The following is a 17598-nucleotide window of genomic DNA, read 5'->3' as shown; positions in this document are numbered from 1 at the left end:
GCCCGTTAAATCTCGGTCTTGTCGGGAAACTCGCACAGATCTTCGATCAGGCAGGCGCCGCAGCGCGGCTTGCGCGCCACGCAGGTGTAGCGGCCATGCAGGATCAGCCAGTGATGGCAGTCGACCTTAAACTCTTTTGGCACCACCTTCAGCAGCTTCGCCTCAACTTCCTCGACGTTTTTCCCCGGCGCAAAGCGGGTGCGGTTGCTGACGCGGAAAATATGGGTGTCGACCGCGATGGTCGGCCAGCCGAAAGCGGTATTCAGCACCACGTTAGCGGTTTTGCGGCCGACGCCAGGCAGCGCCTCCAGCGCGGCGCGATCTTCCGGCACCTCGCCGCCGTGCTGCTCCAGCAGGATGCGACAGGTCTTGATCACGTTTTCCGCTTTGCTGTTGAACAGGCCGATGGTTTTGATATGTTCCTTGACCCCATCGACGCCCAGCGCCAGCATCGCGGCGGGGGTATTCGCCACCGGATAGAGCTTCGCCGTGGCTTTATTGACGCTAACGTCGGTAGCCTGCGCCGACAGCAACACGGCGATCAGCAGTTCAAACGGCGAGGAGAAGTTAAGCTCGGTGGTGGGATGCGGGTTACTGGCCCGCAGCCGGCTAAGAATTTCTACGCGTTTGCTCTGATTCACACCGCTTTCCCGGCAGGCGCGTGCGGTTCGGCCGCTGCAGCTTCAGCGTCGCGGCGCGCGGCGCGCTGTTTCATCTTCTGATCGATAAGGTACTTCGCCGCCAGCAGCATGCCGAGTCCGATAAAGGCGCCCGGCGGCAGCATCGCCAGCAGCATCGGCGAGTCGAAATGCACCACCTCGATGCGCAGCGCCTTCGCCCACGGACCGAGCAGCTGATCCGCACCGTTAAACAGCGTGCCGCTGCCAATCAGCTCGCGGATCGAGCCAAGCGTCACCATGGCGCAGGTGGCGCCCATGCCGATAGCAAAGCCATCCAGCGCGGCAAGGGGAATGCTGCTCTTCGAGGCGACCGCTTCGGCGCGGCCCACCACGATGCAGTTGGTGACGATTAGCGGAATAAAGATGCCGAGCGACTGATAGAGACCGTAGGCGTAAGCGTTGATCAGCATCTGCACGCAGCTCACCACCGAGGCGATGATCATCACGTAGATCGGAATGCGAATTTCCGACGGCACCCAGCGGCGCGAGGCGGAAATGGCGCTGTTGGTGATGGTCAGCACCAGTGTGGTCGCCAGCCCCAGGCCCAGCGCGTTGGTGGCCGTCGAGGTGACCGCCAGCAGCGGACAGAGCCCCAGCAGCTGCACCAGCGCCGAGTTGTTTTTCCACAGGCCGCCAACCAGTAAATTCTTAGCTTCACTCATTTGCGTCTCCACATTCAGGCAGCGACGAGAGCCTGCCGCTCAAAGATTCAATCAGAAGCGCGGTTCGTTTGGTGGCGTTGACCACGGCGCGCGGGGTAATGGTGGCGCCGGTAAACTGGTCGAATTCGCCGCCGTCTTTCTTCACCGCAAAGGCTTTATCGTCGGCGCCGTGCACCACTTTGCCGTTGAAGCTATTGATCCAGTCAGAGATGCGCAGCTCGATTTTGTCACCGAGTCCGGGCGTTTCGTGATGTTCGATGACGCGCACACCCAGCACCTTGCCATGAAAATCAGCGCCGACCAGCATCTGGATGGCACCAGAATAGCCATCCGGCGCGGTGGTCTCAAGCGCGGCGGCGACCGGGGCATCGCCTTTGCGCGCCAGATAGAGATGATGCGGCGCGGCGTTGCCCAGCGCGGCGTCGGTGACAAGGTAACATTCGCGCTGGATCTGATTATCGTACAGATCCACCGGCACCACCTGATCCAGCAGGTTTTTCTGGTTGAGCGCCGTCTGATGCGCGATGGTCGGTTTGGTCACGTAGTTCACCACCGCCGTCAAACCGGTGGTGAAGACGGCGAACAGCGCCAGGGTGACAGCGTTTTTACGGATAGTCTCAAGCATCGATCACTCCTTGCGATGGCCGTAAACGCGCGGCTGCGTGTAGTAATCGATCAGCGGCACGCAGATATTCGCCAGCAGCACGGCAAAGGCGACGCCGTCCGGATAGCCGCCGAAACTGCGGATCAGCCACACCAGCAGACCGATCAGCGCGCCGTAAATCAGACGCCCGCGGTTGGTGGTGGAGGCGGTCACCGGATCGGTGGCGATAAAAAACGCGCCGAGCATGGTGGCGCCGGAAAAGAGGTGGATCAGCGGCGTGTTCAGGGTCTCGGGCGAAATCAGCCAGCCCAGCGTGGCGCAGAAGGCCAGCGACAGCAGCATCGCGGCGGGAATATGCCAGCGAATACCGTTCTTCCACAGCAGGAACAGGCCGCCCGCCAGATAGCCGACGTTAATCCACTGCCAGCCGAGACCGGCCAGTACGCCAGTGTAGATCGGCTGCGCCAGCAGCTGCTCCGCGCTGTGGCCGGCGCGCAGGCCGGTTTTGAAGGTATCCAGCGGCGTCGCCTGGCTGACGCCGTCGACGCCGAGCTGCAACTGCTGCATGGTATCGCCCGCCAGCGTATGGCCGGTGAAAATCATGCTCAGCGAGTCGAGCAGGCCGGGTTTCACCGCCTGCAGCGCGTCGGGCGGCAGCCAGCTGGTCATCTGCACCGGGAAGGAGATCAGCAGCACCACATAGCCGACCATTGCCGGGTTGAAGGGGTTCTGGCCCAGTCCGCCGTAGAGCTGCTTGGCAATGACGATAGCGAACAGGGTGCCGATCACCACCAGCCACCAGGGCGCGAGCGGCGGCAGGCTGATGCCGATCAGCACGGCGGTGAGCAGCGCGGAGTTATCCGCGAGGCTGGGGACGATCGGCGCCTTGCGCAGGCGCAGAATGGCCGCTTCCGCCAGCCAGGCGGTCAGGACCGCCAGCAGCAGCTGAAACAGGCTGCCGTAGCCAAAGAAATAGCATTGCGCGGCAAAGCCGGGCACGGCCGCCAGCGCCACCAGCAGCATGATATTGCCGGTGCTGCGGCGGTTGTGGGTATAGGGAGAACTTGCGATACGAAAAGCCATTTATTCCTCAAACGTCGACGGCGTCTGCGCTTTACGCGCTTTGGCCCGGGCGATAGCGGCAGCGACGGCTGCCTTGCGCGCGTCTTGCGACGGATGCGCATCACTGTTTTCAACGTCGGGGGTGACGACGTCCTTTTCTGACTGCTGCGCGGCGGCGGCTTTTTTCGCCTTCGCACGCGCGATAGCGGCTTCCACCGCCGCCTTACGCGGATCCACCGGCGGTACATCCTCAACCGGCAATACCTCTTCGGTCAGGGTGCCAGCGGCGGCCTGCGCCGCTTCGGCTTTCTTCGCTTTGGCGCGGGCAATAGCCGCTTCTACCGCTGCCTTGCGCGGATCCACCGGCTCGGCTGCAGCGTCCAGCTGCGGCGCCTCGGCCTGCGCGGCTTTCTTCGCTTTGGCGCGGGCAATAGCCGCTTCCACCGCCGCCTTGCGCGGGTCCTCTGCTTCGGCTGCGGCGTCCGGCTGCGGCGCCTCGGCCTGCGCGGCTTTTTTCGCTTTGGCGCGGGCAATAGCGGCTTCTACCGCCGCCTTGCGCGGGTCCTCTGCTGGTTCAGCAGCCTCTGGCTGCGCGACCTTCTTCGCCTTCGCACGGGCGATAGCGGCCTCGACCGCCGCTTTACGCGGATCGGCCGTCTGACGGGTCACCGGCTGGGTTTCCGCCTGCGCTTCAGCCTGACGCAGATGCGCCTGCGCATGGCGCGCCTGACGCTGCGCCTCTTCCACCGCCGGATCGACTTCGCCCGCGGCCTGACGCTTCGCCATCACGCGTTCGCGCGCGGCCGCCAGCTCGCCTTCGTCGCTGCGCGCCACGCGCTGCTTCGCCTGCTCATGTTTCGCTTCGCGCGCCAGCTTCTCGCGTTCCAGACGCGCCTGGCGCGCCTCGAAGCGCGCCTTCGCCTCTGCGGTGCGCTTCGCCTCAAGGTCAATGGCGCGCAGCTCCGCCTTCTCCTGGCGGTAATACTGCACCAGCGGGATATTGCTCGGGCAGACATAGGCACAGGCGCCGCACTCAATGCAGTCGTCGATATGGTGGGCGCGCGCTTTATCGTGATCGCCGCCCTGGCTGTACCAGTAGAGCTGCTGCGGCAGCAGCTTAGCTGGACAGGCGTCAGCGCAGGCTGAGCAGCGAATACAGGACTGCTCCTCGTCGTTGTTGCCCATCTCGCTGGCGGAGGGCGCCAGAATACAGTTGGTGATCTTCACCACCGGCACATCCAGCGACGGCAGGGTAAAGCCCATCAGCGGACCGCCCATAATCACCATCTGGCGCGGCGCGGGAGTAAAGCCGACCTGATGCAGCAGATGGCTAATGGGCGTGCCGATGCGGCTCCAGACGTTGCGCGGCTGCGCTATCGCCTCGCCGGTCAGCGTCACCACGCGTTCGGTCAGCGGCTCGCCGTCGATCACCGCGCGCTTCACCGCCCAGGCGGTGCCAACGTTCTGCATCAGTACGCCGATATCGGTGGAGCGGCCGCCGTGCGGCACTTCCAGCCCGGTGAGAATTTTGGTCAGCTGCTTCGCGCCGCCGGAGGGATACTTGGTCGGAATGACGCGGATCTGCAGATCGCGCTCGCCGCCCAGCGCCTGTTTCAGCGCGGCAATCGCCTCCGGCTTGTTGTCTTCAATGCCGATCAACACGCGCTCAGCCTGCAACACCCAGGCGAGAATGCGGCTGCCTTCCAGCACTTCGGCGGCACAGTCCTGCATCAGACGGTCGTCGGCGGTGATATAGGGCTCGCATTCGGCGGCGTTGATAATCAGCGTTTTTACGCCGCGCAGCCCGCCGCGCAGCTTGGTGCCGGTCGGGAAGCCCGCGCCGCCGAGGCCGGCGACGCCCGCGTCGTGAATGCGCTGCACGATATCGGCGCGTGCGCGCTGGCGATAGTCCGCCAGCGGCTCAAGGGTCGTCCAGCGATCCTCGCCGTCCGGCGACATAAAAATGCAGAGTTCCGACAGCCCGGAAGGGTGCGCGGTCATATGCTGCGCAATGGCGTCGACGGTGCCGGAGGTGGGCGCATGAACCGGCAGCATGCGGCCGTTGCCGAACGTCAGCGGCTGGCCGCGCAGCACGCGATCGCCCGGCGCCACGCAGATCTCGCCTTCGTGGCCGATATGCTGCTTGAGGGGAATAATAAAACGGTCCGGCAGCGGCAGCTGGCTCAGCGGCGTGCCGTTCGACTGGGTTTTCATTTCCGGCGGATGAATGCCGCCTTCGAAATCCCACAGTTTCTCTTTACGAAAGATATTCAACAGATTAAGCATGACTTTCTACCGGGATCACCCGTACAGGAATGGTTTCAAGATCCCACTTCCAGTTAGCGGTCGTGGTCGCCACGGGACGCATCTCGATGCAGTCGGTAGGACAGGGCGCGACGCAGAGATCGCAGCCGGTGCAGACATCGCTGAGTACGGTGTGCATGGCGCGCGTCGCGCCGACGATGGCGTCGACCGGACAGGCCTGAATGCATTTGGTACAGCCGATGCAGTTGGCTTCATCGATCCAGGCCACGGTGCGCACCGGCTCTTTTGCCGTCTCGTCGCCGTCAATCGGCTGAGGATCGACGTTGAGCAGCGCCGCCAGCTTAAGCATGGTCTGCTCGCCGCCCGGCGCGCATTTGTTGATCGCCTCGCCGTTGTTGCCCACCGCGTCCGCATAGGGACGGCAGCCGGGATAGCCGCACTGGCCGCACTGGCTCTGCGGCAGCAGCTCGTCGATCTGCTCAACGATGGGATCTTCTTCCACTTCAAAGCGGCGCGAGGCGTAGCCCAGCAGGGCGCCGAACACCAGGCTCAGCGCGCTCAGAACGATAATGGCAATCCAGATCGCGCTCATCAGAATTTCACCAGACCGGTAAAGCCCATAAACGCCAGCGCCATCAGGCCGGCGGTCACCAGCGCGATAGAGGAGCCTTTAAAGGGCGCGGGCACGTTAGCCAGCACCAGACGCTCGCGCATGCCGGCAAACAGCACCATCACCAGCGAAAAGCCGAGCGAGGCGCTGAACCCGTAAAGAGCCGCCTGTAAAAAGGTGTGGTTAAGGTTGACGCTCAACAGCGGCACGCCGAGCACCGCGCAGTTGGTGGTGATCAGCGGCAGAAAGATGCCCAGCAGGCGGTAGAGCGACGGGCTGGTTTTACGCACCACCATCTCGGTGAACTGCACCACCACCGCGATCACCAGGATATAGGCCATGGTGCGCAGGTAGACGAGGTCGAGCGGCACCAGAATCAGGTGGTTCACCAGCCAGGCGCAGATTGACGCCAGGGTGATCACGAAAGTGGTAGCGAGACCCATGCCAATCGCCGTTTCCAGTTTTTTGGAGACGCCCATAAAGGGACAAAGGCCGAGAAACTTCACCAGCACGAAGTTATTCACCAGCACAGTGCCTACAAACAGCAAGAGATAATCGGTCATTTTTTCGCCATTGATTCGGAAAGCGGCCTATTATCTGTGATCTGTGACGCTATCTCAACCACTGTGCGAGGCGCAGCGGACGCTATCGCACTCAGAATTAAATTCCTGACTAAACTCGCGGCGTTACGGCTGAATAAAGGTGCTTTTGACCCGCTGAGAACGTTTGAAATAGGGCACGAAAACCGCCGCGGCGAGCAGCGCCAGCAGCAGCGTCTGCGCGGCCTTGCCGTCGGAGACCGGCGTAAAGGCGAAGGTTTTCAGCGCCAGCAGCAGGGTCACCAGCAGCCAGATAATGTAGTGACGCGGCAGGCGACGCGAACGCTTACAAAAAATCCAGCAGACCCACAGGCTGTAGAGCCAGACCGCCAGCGCGGTGAGCAGCGAAACCGCCCAGTTAGTGACCAGCATGCCGTCGTGCGAAAACAGCGTGACGCGCCATACCGGATTAAACAGCGGGCTGAGGTACATCGCCAGCACCATGGCGCTGGTGAGCATCATCATAATCAGCCAGGCGAGCGGGAGAAGCAGCCAGCCCCCAAGACGCGGCGCGGTTACCGATTCATTCATTGAGACGATCCTGTTGCGGCGAGAAAAGCGGGGAGAATATCACGTTCCGGGCGGGCCTGCCTGCGCGCAGTCCAGACCCAAACCTGGCGGCTCAAACGACGTAGTGCCATACCGTTTTCGGCACGCGGCCCAAATCGTAAAGGCGTCCGCCCGATGCCAGCTCGGCGCGTCGATGATCCGCCGCGCGGTACATATTGATAATCTCTTTATCATCGGTAAGCGAGTAGTTGAGATGATCGTAGAGTTTTTCCAGACTTTCCAGATTATTCACTTTGCGGAATTTGAGCAGGTAATCTTGCGCGGTCATGATTGCCATAATAGAGAGAACAGAGAAGCGCCCAGTATAGGGAGCCGCCGTCTGCTGTCCAGCGCCTTATGCTAAAAAAGGCATAAATGATTTATGCGCGCTAATCAATAAGTCAAAAACGCCACTTTTTATCAGGCGCGGCCGCCTGCTCAATGCGGAATAACGCCGCCAGCCGCGGCGGCAGACCCGACTCGCCGCTCTTTCTCTGTTAACGCAGCGGCAATATTAATGACGCTAATAGCGGCCAAAAGTCGCCTCGCTTAGGGCTATAAACTGCTATTTATTACGCTTAGCCGCCTGGCTGGCGCAAAACACATAAAGAATTCCCTTACTGAGTTGAGTGCGGATTTATTTTTTTCTGCATAAGCCGCTCTGCTTACGACCATTTAGCCGCGCGACGGCTTTGTTGAATAAATCAGATTTCGGGTAAGTCTCCCCCGTAGCGGGTTGTGTTTTCAGGCAATACGCACGCTTTCAGGCATACCTGCTTTCGTCATTTTGTTCAGCGCTCGTACCAGGGCCATAGCCTCTGCAACCTGACCATCGTAGTCACGCAGTGTCAGTGAACCCCCGAACAGCTGTTTTACCCGGTACATCGCCGTTTCCGCTATCGAGCGACGGTTGTAATCTGTTGTCCATTTCCACCGCGCATTACTCCCGGTCATTCGCTGATTAGCCACTGCACGGTTACGGTCTGCATATTCACCGGGCCAGTAACCCGCACCTTTTCGGGGAGGGATAAGCGCGCTGATTTTCTTACGCCGCAGTTCATCGTGACATAGCCGGGTATCGTAAGCGCCATCGGCGGCGGCTGACCTGATTTTCCGGTGGGTTTGCCGGATTAACCCGGGGAAGGCCTCTGAGTCCGTAACGTTGTTCAGCGACAGGTCAGCGCAGATGATTTCATGTGTTTTACTGTCAACGGCGAGATGCAGCTTACGCCAGATACGGCGGCGTTCCTGGCCATGCTTTTTGACTTTCCACTCGCCTTCACCGAAGACCTTCAGCCCGGTGGAATCAATTACCAGGTGTGCGATTTCACCCCGGGTGGGCGTTTTGAAACTGACATTAACCGACTTTGCCCGCCTGCTGACACAGCTGTAATCCGGGCAGCGTAGCGGAACGTTCATCAGAGAAAAAATGGAATCAATAAAGCCCTGCGCAGCGCGCAGGGTCAGCCTGAATACGCGTTTAATGACCAGCACAGTCGTGATGGCAAGGTCAGAATAGCGCTGAGGTCTGCCTCGTGAAGAAGGTGTTGCTGACTCATACCAGGCCTGAATAGCTTCATCATCCAGCCAGAAAGTTATGGAGCCACGGTTGATGAGGGCTTTATTGTAGGTGGGCCAGTTGGTGATTTTGAACTTTTGCTTTGCCACGGAACGGTCTGCGTTGTCGGGAAGATACGTGATCTGATCCTTCAACTCAGCAAAAGTTCGATTTATTCAACAAAGCCCCGCGCGACTGTGCGGATAATCACAAATTTGTTATTTCGTCTGGGGAGAAGAGTAATGACCAAAGTTTACGTATTGTTGTAATCGCTTTCAGAACTCATTTTCATAAACGATTCTGTTTATTACATTTATTTAACCGGCATTTTCAGAAAACACAGTTAATTTGTCCATGCGCCGTCAGGCGAAACTTCGTGTTACCTGCACGTAACCCCTTTAATTTGCACTGTTTTGTGAGGCGCGTCGCCCTTATTTAGCCTGTTTTACGCCAGGCTAAACGGGCTCTTTACCCTTACTCGCAAAAGCCCTTCAGAGGAATGCAAACTATGTGGAAACGTTTACTTTTGACCGGCCTGGTCAGCGCCGCATTATCCGCGCAGGTCTCGGCGGCTGACCTGACGGTCGGCTTCTCTCAGGTCGGCTCCGAATCCGGCTGGCGTTCAGCGGAAACCAACGTGGCGAAAAGTGAAGCGGCGAAGCGCGGCATCACGCTGAAAATCGCAGACGGTCAGCAGAAGCAGGAGAACCAGATCAAGGCGGTGCGCTCGTTTATCGCTCAGGGTGTGGACGCCATCTTCATCGCGCCGGTGGTGCAGACCGGCTGGGAGCCGGTGCTGGAAGAAGCTAAAGATGCCAAAATCCCGGTCTTCCTGCTGGATCGCGCCATCGTGGTAAAAGACAAATCGCTCTATATGACGGTGGTCACCGCCGACAACGTACTGGAAGGCAAGCTGATCGGCGACTGGCTGGTGAAAACCGTTGGCGACAAGCCGTGCAACGTCGTCGAGCTGCAGGGCACCGTCGGCGCCAGCGTGGCCATCGACCGTAAGAAAGGCTTTGCCGAGGCGATCGCCGGCCACTCCAATATCAAACTGGTGCGCTCGCAGTCGGGCGACTTTACCCGCAGCAAGGGCAAAGAGGTGATGGAGAGCTTTATCAAAGCGGAGAACAACGGCAAGAACATCTGCATGGTCTACGCGCACAACGACGATATGGCTATTGGCGCCATCCAGGCGATTAAAGAGGCGGGCCTGAAGCCGGGCAAAGATATTCTCACCGGCTCGATCGACGGCGTGCCCGATATCTATAAGGCGATGCTGGCGGGCGAAGCCAACGCCAACGTCGAGCTGACGCCAAATATGGCCGGTCCGGCTTTCGACGCGCTGGAGAAATTCAAGAAAGACGGCACGCTGCCGCCGAAAATCACCAAAACTGAATCCCGCCTCTATCTGCCAGCCGACGCCCAGGCGCAGCTGGACACCAAAAAAGGCATGGGTTACTGAGCCGCGCGCCGCTCTGCGGAGCGGCTTTTTATCTGTTGAGGCGGAGCTGACAAGATGATTAGGCACAATGACGATGCGCTGCTCACCATCAGCGGCGTCAGTAAGGGCTTTCCCGGCGTGAAGGCGCTGGATAACGTGTCGTTTAGCGTGCGCAAAGGCGAGATCATGGCGCTGCTGGGCGAGAATGGCGCGGGCAAGTCGACCCTGATTAAGGTGTTGACCGGGGTTTACAGCCGCGACGCCGGCACGCTGACGCTGAACGGGCAGACCATTGCGCCGCGCAGCACCGCCGATGCGCAGAAGATGGGTATCGGCACGGTTTATCAGGAAGTGAATATGCTGCCGAACATGTCGGTGGCCGACAACCTGTTTATCGGCCGCGAGCCGCGCCGCTTCGGCATGGTGGATCGCCGCCGCATGGTGCGCGACGCCGACGCGCTGATGCGCAATTACGGTTTTGTTCTCGACGTGACCCGTCCGCTGGGGCACTTTTCGGTGGCGATGCAGCAGATTATCGCCATCTGTCGCGCCGTCGACCTGTCAGCGCAGGTGTTGATCCTCGACGAGCCGACCGCCAGCCTGGACGCCAGCGAAGTGGAGATGCTGTTTACCCTGATGGCGCAGCTGAAAGCCAAAGGCATGAGCCTGATCTTCGTGACGCACTTTCTCGATCAGGTCTACCGCATTACCGACCGGATTACGGTGCTGCGCAACGGCCAGTTTATCGCCACGCGCGACACCGCGACCCTGCCGCAGCTTGAGCTGATCAAGCTGATGCTGGGGCGCGAGCTGCTGGAGACTGCGCTGCAGCGTCAGGGCAGCACGCTGCGCAGCAACCAGCCGGTGGCGTCGTTTCGCGACTACGGCAAGAAGGGCACCATCGAGCCGTTCGACATGGAAGTGCGACCAGGGGAAGTGGTCGGGCTGGCCGGGCTGCTCGGCTCTGGCCGCACCGAGACCGCCGAGGTGCTGTTCGGCATTCGTCGTCCCGATCGCGGCACGGCGACCATCAAGGGCAAACCCCAGACCATCCGTTCGCCGGCCAAGGCGTCGCGCCTCGGCATCGGCTTTTGTCCCGAAGATCGCAAGACCGACGGCATTATCGGCGCCGCCTCGGTGCGCGAGAATATTATCCTCGCGCTGCAGGCGCAGCGCGGCTGGCTGCGGCCGATCAAGCGGCGCGAGCAGCAGGCGATCGCCGAGCGCTTTATCAAAAGCCTCGGCATTCGCACGCCGCACGCCGAGCAGTCGGTGGAGCTGCTCTCCGGCGGCAATCAGCAGAAGGTGCTGCTGTCGCGCTGGCTGGTGACTAAACCGCAGTTTCTGATCCTCGACGAGCCGACGCGCGGCATTGACGTCGGCGCGCACGCCGAGATTATTCGCCTGATTGAGTCCCTGTGCGCCGATGGTCTGGCGCTGCTGGTGATCTCGTCTGAGCTGGAGGAGCTGGTGGGCTACGCCGATCGCGTGGTGATTATGCGCGACCTGAAGCAGGTGGCGGAGATCCCGCTGGAGCAGCTGTCGGTGGCGTCGATCGTGAACGCCATCGCCGACGGAGGGGCACAACATGCTTGAATCCCATATGACGAAACCTGAACGCCGTAAATTTCGCCTGCCGCCGGGCCTGCCGCAGATTGCCGCGCTGGCGCTGGTGCTGCTGGTAGACAGCCTGGTGGCGAATAATTTTTTCGCCGTGCATCTGCAGGATGGCCGCCTGTTTGGCAGCCCGATCGATATTCTCAACCGCGCCGCGCCGGTGGCGCTGCTGGCGATCGGCATGACGCTGGTGATCGCCACCGGCGGCATCGATTTGTCCGTCGGCGCGGTGATGGCCATCGCGGGTGCCACCGCCGCGACCTTAACCGTGTCGGGGCACAGTCTGGCGGTGGTGATTTTTGCCGCGCTGGGCGCGGGGCTGCTGTGCGGCCTGTGGAACGGCGTGCTGGTGGCGCTGCTGCGCATTCAGCCATTTGTCGCCACGCTGATCCTGATGGTGGCGGGGCGCGGCGTGGCGCAGCTGATTACCCAGGGGCAGATCGTGACCTTTGACAGCGCGACGCTGGCCTGGCTGGGCAGCGGCTCGCTGTGGCTGCTGCCGGTGCCGGTGTGGATTACCCTGGCGGCGGCGCTGCTGGTCTGGCTGCTGACGCGCAAAACCGCGCTCGGACTGTTTATCGAGGCGGTCGGCATTAATCTGCGCGCGGCGCGCAATGCGGGCGTCAACGGCTGGCTGGTGGTAATGTCCACCTATGTGATGAGCGGGCTGTGCGCGGCGGTGGCCGGGCTGATTGTTACCGCCGATATTCGCGGCGCGGACGCTAATAACGCCGGGCTTTGGCTCGAGCTGGACGCCATCCTCGCCGTGGTGATCGGCGGCGCTTCGCTGATGGGCGGCCGGTTTAATCTGGCGCTGTCGCTGGTGGGCGCGCTGATTATTCAGGCGATGAATACCGGCATTTTGCTGTCGGGCTTTCCGCCGGAGCTGAATCAGGTGGTGAAGGCGGTGGTGGTGATGTGCGTGCTGCTGCTGCAGTCGCCGCGCTTTCTGGCGATGTTGAAACGGAGACGTCCCCAATGATTAAACGTCATCTTCCCCTGATGATTACGCTGCTGGTGTTTGTCGCGGGCTATCTTTTTTGTCTGAGTCAGTTTCCCGGCTTCGCCTCGACGCGGGTGATTTGCAATATTCTCACCGATAACGCCTTTCTCGGCATTATCGCCGTCGGCATGACGTTTGTGATTTTGTCTGGCGGCATCGATCTGTCGGTCGGCGCGGTGATCGCCTTTACCGGCGTGTTTCTGGCGCGCGCTATCGGCGATTTGCATATTCATCCGCTGCTGGCGTTCGCTATTATTCTGGCGGCGGGCGCGCTGTTCGGCGCCATGATGGGCTGGCTGATCGACGCGCTGAAGATCCCGGCGTTTATTATTACGCTGGCGGGGATGTTTTTTCTGCGCGGCTGTAGCTATCTGGTGTCGGAGAATTCGATTCCCATCGATCATCCGCTGTACGCCACGCTTTCCAGTCTGGCATGGAAGGTGCCGGGCGGCGGTCGCCTGAGTTTGCTGGCGCTGGTGATGCTGCTGGTGGTGGCGGGCGGGATTCTGCTGGCGCACCGTACGCGCTTCGGTAATCAGGTTTACGCCATTGGCGGCAGCGTGACCTCGGCGCAGCTGATGGGGATCTCTACCCGCGCCACTACTATCCGCATTTATATGCTTTCCACCACGCTGGCGACGCTGGCCGGGATCGTTTTCTCGATTTACACCTCGGCAGGCTACGCGCTGGCGGGGCTGGGCGTCGAGCTGGACGCAATCGCCTCGGTGGTGATCGGCGGCACGCTGTTGTCCGGCGGCGTCGGCACCGTGCTGGGCACGCTGTTCGGGGTGCTGATTCAGGGGCTGATCCAGACCTGGATTAATTTTGACGGCACGCTGAGTTCCTGGTGGACCAAGATCGCCATCGGCATTTTGCTGTTTGCCTTTATCGCGCTGCAGCGCCTGCTGACGGTGATGTGGGATCGGCAGAAGAATGCGCCGGTGAAGCGGATAGCGACCTGACCGGTCGGATGAGAGTGAAGCCGCCTGCGGGGCGGCTTTTTGTTTGGGGAGTGGCTGCGAGAATGTGCGGCGTGGTGGCGTAGCGGTGAGAATGTGCAACGTGAAAGGGGGTTCTGCCCGATCGCAAAGGATTCCCGCATCCATGCGGATCGGCCTCGCCATCCTGGCTCGGACGCTTTGCTCTTCGGGCAGAACCCCCTTCCACGTATGGGCATTTTTATGGCTGTTAGGCAAACCGCACAGAGGTTCATGAAGGAGGGAGGATGGGCAGTGGAGTGAAGCGTCCGAGCCATGGACAAAAACGCCGGGAGCGTTTTTGAATAACGCGTAGCGTTGGCCCGCTTGCGGGCGAGCCCCAGGGATGGGGCGAGTAAGGCGAGGCCGAGGCTCCAGGGATGGATTTACGCCGACTTCACGGAACTGCCCATCTTCCCGACTGGGCAGCTCGGTTTTATCCTGACAGCGTCGTCTTTGATAAACCGGCGCTGATTTCTCTCAGACTAGAACTTAGCGTTTCGAGCGGTAATACACCTCATTCCAGCGCAGCGCATCTTTAAACGCCGGCAGCCGCGTGTGCTCGTCAATCACCAGCACTTCAATGTCGTTCATCTCGCCGTACAGATACATATCCTCCAGCGTCAGCGCCTGGCTAAACACCGTATGGTGCGCGCCGCCCGCCAGAATCCAGGCCTCCGAGGCGGTGGCCAGCGACGGCTGGGCGCGCCACAGCGCGCGCGCCACCGGCAGCTTCGGCAGCGGCTTCGGCTGCTCAATCGCATCTACCACGTTCACCAGCAGGCGGAAACGGTCGCCCATATCGATCACGCTGGCGTTCACCGCGCGTCCGGCCGGGGTGGAGAAAATCAGGCGCGCCGGATCGGCTTTGCCGCCGATGCCAAGGAACTGCACGTCGATCAGCGGCTTCTCCTCTTTGGCGATGGAGGGGCAGACCTCCAGCATATGCGACCCTAACACCAGGTCGTTGCCTGGGGAGAAGTGATAGGTGTAATCCTCCATAAAGGAGGTGCCGCCCGGACGGTCGCCCGCCAGCACTTTAAAAATGCGCAGCAGCGCGGCGGTTTTCCAGTCGCCTTCGCCGGCGAAACCGTAGCCCTGGCCCATCAGGCGCTGCACCGCCAGTCCGGGAAGCTGCGTCATGCCGTGCAGCGTCTGGAAGTTGGTGGTAAAGGCTTTGCAGCCCTCGCTGTCGAGGAAGCGCTTAATGCCGATCTCGATACGCGCCGCATCCAGCACGTTCTGGCGCTTCTCGCCGCCGCTCGCCGCCACCTCGCTAAAGCGATAGAGGCTTTCATACTCATCGATCAGCGCGTTGACCTCGCCGTCGCCGACCTGATTGATCACCTCGACCAGATCGCCGACGCCCCAGCCGTTGACCGAATAGCCAAACTGGATCTGCGCCGCGACTTTATCCCCTTCGGTCACTGCTACTTCGCGCATATTGTCGCCAAAGCGCGCCACTTTCAGCTGCTGACTGGCCTGCTTCGCGAACGCGGCGCGCATCCAGTTGCCGATGCGCTGCTGGCTGGCCGGATCCTGCCAGTGGCCGGTCACCACGCTGTGCTGCAGCCCCATGCGCGCGCCGATAAAGCCGAACTCGCGGCCGCCGTGCGCGGTCTGATTCAGGTTCATAAAGTCCATATCCATGCTGTCCCACGGGATCTCCGCGTTAAACTGGGTATGGAACTGCAGCAGCGGCTTGTTCAGCACGTTCAGCCCGCCGATCCACATTTTGGCGGGCGAGAAGGTGTGCAGCCAGGTGATGATGCCGACGCAGCTATCGTCATGACTGGCGTCGCGGCAGAGCGCCAGCGCTTCATCCGGCGACTTCACCAGCGGCTTGACGATAAGCTTTAACGGCAAGGCGGAAGAGGCGTTCAGGCCTTCCACCACCTGGCGGGCGTGATCTTCCACCTGACGCAGGGTTTCCGCGCCGTAAAGATGCTGGGTGCCAATCACAAACCATACGCTGTGCGCGTTGTACTGATCCATAAACCTGCTCCTTAATGAGTGTTGGCGGGGCGCGACGCATACTGCGGCTCGGCCGCCGCGCACCAGAGTTGATAACGTTCGTAAAGCTGCTGATAGCGCGCGACGCGCGCGGCATCAGGCTGTAGCGTGACGGCGACCGGACTGGCCATGGCTTTTTGCGCCTCGGGCACCGAGGCGTAGACGCCGGCGGCGACGGCGGCGAAGATCGCCGCGCCCAGCGCGCAGCACTCGTCAGAGGCGACGATATCGAGCGGGCGGTTCATCACGTCGCAGCACGCCTGCATGATGGCAGGGGATTTGCGCGCGATGCCGCCCAGCGTCAGGATGTTCTCCACCGGGATTTGCTGCTGTTCGAAGCACTCCATAATGGCGCGCGCGCCAAAGGCGGTGGCGGCAATCAGGCCGCCGAACAGCGCCGGGGCGTCGGTGCCGAGATTAAGGTCGGTGATCACCCCCTTCAGGCGCTGGTTGGCGTTTGGGGTGCGGCGGCCGTTAAACCAGTCGAGCACCACCGGCAGATGATCGAGCTGCGGATCGGCGGCCCAGGCCTCGGTCAGCTGACGCAGCAGGTTACGCTGCATCTCCGCCAGCTGCGGCTGAAGCTCCGGATGCTGCGCCGCCGCCTGCTGCAGCGGCCAGCCGAGCAGGCGGCTAAACCAGGCGTAGATATCGCCGAACGCCGACTGGCCCGCTTCGCAGCCAATCGCGCCCGGCATCACGCTGCCGTCGACCTGGCCGCAGATACCGCTGATGGCGCGATCGCCCACGCGCTGCGCGTCGGCAATCAGGATGTCGCAGGTCGAGGTGCCGATCACTTTGACCAGCGTATAGGGCTGCGCGCCGGCACCCACCGCGCCCATATGGCAGTCGAACGCGCCGCCGGCGATAGTGACGCTCTGCGTCAGGCCGAGCCGCTGCGCCCATTCCGCGCTCAGGGTGCCGACCGGGATATCGGCGGTCCAGGTGTCGTGGAACAGCGGCGAGTCGAGCTGCTGGGTCAGCAGCGGGTCGAGCGCGTTGAGGAAATCGACATCGGGCAGACCCTGCCATTCAGGGTGCCAGAGCGCCTTATGGCCCGCGGCGCAGCGGCTACGGCGCAGGCTGGCGGGCGCGGTGGTGCCGCTCAGCAGCGCCGGCACCCAGTCGCACAGCTCCACCCAGGAGACGGCGGCGTCGCGCACCGCGGCGTCGGCGCGGGAAACGTGCAGAATTTTGGCCCAGAACCACTCAGACGAGTAGATGCCGCCGATATAGCGGCTGTAGTCGGTAAAGCGGCCGCTGCGGCAGAGCTGATTAATCGCCTCAGCCTCTTCAATCGCGGTGTGATCTTTCCACAGCACGAACATGGCGTTGGGGTTGTCGGCAAAGTCGGGACGCAGCGCCAGCACGTTGCCGTCGCGGTCGATGGGCGCGGGCGTAGAGCCGGTGGTATCGACGCCGATTCCCGTGACGTTGTCACGTTGATCCGGCGTCAGCGCGTCAAGCACGCCCAGCAGTGCCTTTTCCATCGCCTCAATATAGTCGAGCGGATGATGACGAAAACGGTTGGCGTGGGGATCGCTGTACAAACCCTGCTGCCAGCGCGAGTAGTTCACCACGGCGGTTTGCAGCTCGCTACCGCTGCTGCAGTCCACCGCCAGCGCACGCACCGAATCACTGCCAAAGTCGAGGCCCAGAGTGATGGCTCCAGCACGCATCAGAAATCTCCTGTTATCAATAATCGTCCTTCCATCCTGTGGCGACGGCGGCGGAAACGTTAATCACCGATGGCTGAGAATATGCACTTTTCTGCCATCAGCAGCGATTTTGTGATCGCCGGCAAAAGTTGCCGGTCGGTTAAAATTGCTGAATATATGGAACATTTTGCCGTGATTTCAGGGTGTGATACCGCTCTACATTTTTCATCTGCTTTCCCGCTACAACTAGCCCAGCGTTTGCACAGGCTTTACTCATTCGCCGTTCTAACGCGCTGA

At 61.2% G+C, this 17598-nt stretch carries 16 protein-coding genes; 4 read left to right on the top strand and 12 right to left on the bottom strand.

Annotated features, from left to right (window positions below; genetic code table 11):
- Positions 1-5 precede the first annotated feature (5 nt).
- The 10 genes from nth to MC269_RS09830 form a co-directional block, all read right to left on the bottom strand.
- On the bottom strand, positions 6-641 hold the full coding sequence (nth, locus tag MC269_RS09875) for an endonuclease III (protein ID WP_239952270.1): 636 nt from the start codon (positions 639-641) through the stop codon (positions 6-8).
- Positions 638-1342, bottom strand: a complete 705-nt coding sequence (locus MC269_RS09870) for an electron transport complex subunit E (protein ID WP_081137404.1) — start codon at positions 1340-1342, stop codon at positions 638-640. Before MC269_RS09870 ends, nth begins: the two co-directional genes overlap by 4 nt.
- Positions 1335-1967: an electron transport complex subunit RsxG gene (rsxG, locus tag MC269_RS09865; protein ID WP_239952269.1), complete on the bottom strand. Its 633-nt coding sequence runs from the start codon at positions 1965-1967 to the stop codon at positions 1335-1337. Before rsxG ends, MC269_RS09870 begins: the two co-directional genes overlap by 8 nt.
- Positions 1968-1970: 3 nt before the next feature.
- Positions 1971-3029, bottom strand: coding sequence for an electron transport complex subunit RsxD (gene rsxD, locus MC269_RS09860; RefSeq protein WP_239952268.1), 1059 nt, complete (start codon positions 3027-3029; stop codon positions 1971-1973).
- Positions 3030-5294, bottom strand: a complete 2265-nt coding sequence (gene rsxC / locus MC269_RS09855) for an electron transport complex subunit RsxC (protein WP_239952267.1) — start codon at positions 5292-5294, stop codon at positions 3030-3032.
- A complete protein-coding gene (gene rsxB / locus MC269_RS09850) occupies positions 5287-5865 on the bottom strand; it encodes an electron transport complex subunit RsxB (protein WP_033747391.1) in 579 nt (192 codons plus the stop codon). The genes rsxC and rsxB overlap by 8 nt, the downstream gene beginning before the upstream one ends.
- Positions 5865-6446, bottom strand: a complete 582-nt coding sequence (gene rsxA / locus MC269_RS09845) for an electron transport complex subunit RsxA (protein WP_033747388.1) — start codon at positions 6444-6446, stop codon at positions 5865-5867. Before rsxA ends, rsxB begins: the two co-directional genes overlap by 1 nt.
- A gap of 123 nt (positions 6447-6569) precedes the next feature.
- On the bottom strand, positions 6570-7013 hold the full coding sequence (locus MC269_RS09840) for a DUF2569 domain-containing protein (RefSeq protein WP_081137412.1): 444 nt from the start codon (positions 7011-7013) through the stop codon (positions 6570-6572).
- Positions 7014-7104: 91 nt separating this feature from the next.
- On the bottom strand, positions 7105-7320 hold the full coding sequence (ydgT, locus tag MC269_RS09835) for a transcription modulator YdgT (RefSeq protein WP_081137414.1): 216 nt from the start codon (positions 7318-7320) through the stop codon (positions 7105-7107).
- A gap of 455 nt (positions 7321-7775) precedes the next feature.
- Entirely contained in the window at positions 7776-8744 is a 969-nt protein-coding gene (locus tag MC269_RS09830) for an IS5-like element IS903B family transposase (protein ID WP_000654812.1), read from the bottom strand.
- A gap of 353 nt (positions 8745-9097) precedes the next feature.
- On the opposite strand from MC269_RS09830, the gene ytfQ reads away from it, so the two are divergent.
- The 4 genes from ytfQ to yjfF are packed head-to-tail and all read left to right on the top strand — an operon-like array spanning position 9098 to position 13615.
- Positions 9098-10054, top strand: coding sequence for a galactofuranose ABC transporter, galactofuranose-binding protein YtfQ (ytfQ, locus tag MC269_RS09825; protein WP_239952266.1), 957 nt, complete (start codon positions 9098-9100; stop codon positions 10052-10054).
- A gap of 54 nt (positions 10055-10108) precedes the next feature.
- Positions 10109-11629, top strand: a complete 1521-nt coding sequence (locus MC269_RS09820; protein WP_239952265.1) for a sugar ABC transporter ATP-binding protein — start codon at positions 10109-10111, stop codon at positions 11627-11629.
- Entirely contained in the window at positions 11622-12632 is a 1011-nt protein-coding gene (gene ytfT / locus MC269_RS09815; RefSeq protein ID WP_239952264.1) for a galactofuranose ABC transporter, ATP-binding protein YtfT, read from the top strand. The genes MC269_RS09820 and ytfT overlap by 8 nt, the downstream gene beginning before the upstream one ends.
- On the top strand, positions 12629-13615 hold the full coding sequence (gene yjfF / locus MC269_RS09810) for a galactofuranose ABC transporter, permease protein YjfF (RefSeq protein WP_239952263.1): 987 nt from the start codon (positions 12629-12631) through the stop codon (positions 13613-13615). The genes ytfT and yjfF overlap by 4 nt, the downstream gene beginning before the upstream one ends.
- Positions 13616-14122: 507 nt before the next feature.
- Here yjfF and araA read toward each other — a convergent pair.
- Entirely contained in the window at positions 14123-15625 is a 1503-nt protein-coding gene (gene araA / locus MC269_RS09805) for an L-arabinose isomerase (RefSeq protein WP_081137426.1), read from the bottom strand.
- A gap of 11 nt (positions 15626-15636) precedes the next feature.
- Positions 15637-17322 (bottom strand): ribulokinase, encoded by a 1686-nt coding sequence (locus MC269_RS09800; RefSeq protein WP_239952262.1) that lies wholly within the window; start codon positions 17320-17322, stop codon positions 15637-15639.
- Between the last annotated feature and the right edge of the window lie 276 nt (positions 17323-17598).

The organism is Pantoea sp. Z09, assembly GCF_022394795.1.
GTDB lineage: Bacteria > Pseudomonadota > Gammaproteobacteria > Enterobacterales > Enterobacteriaceae > Pantoea > Pantoea latae.
This window is presented reverse-complemented; position numbering and strand designations above follow the sequence as displayed.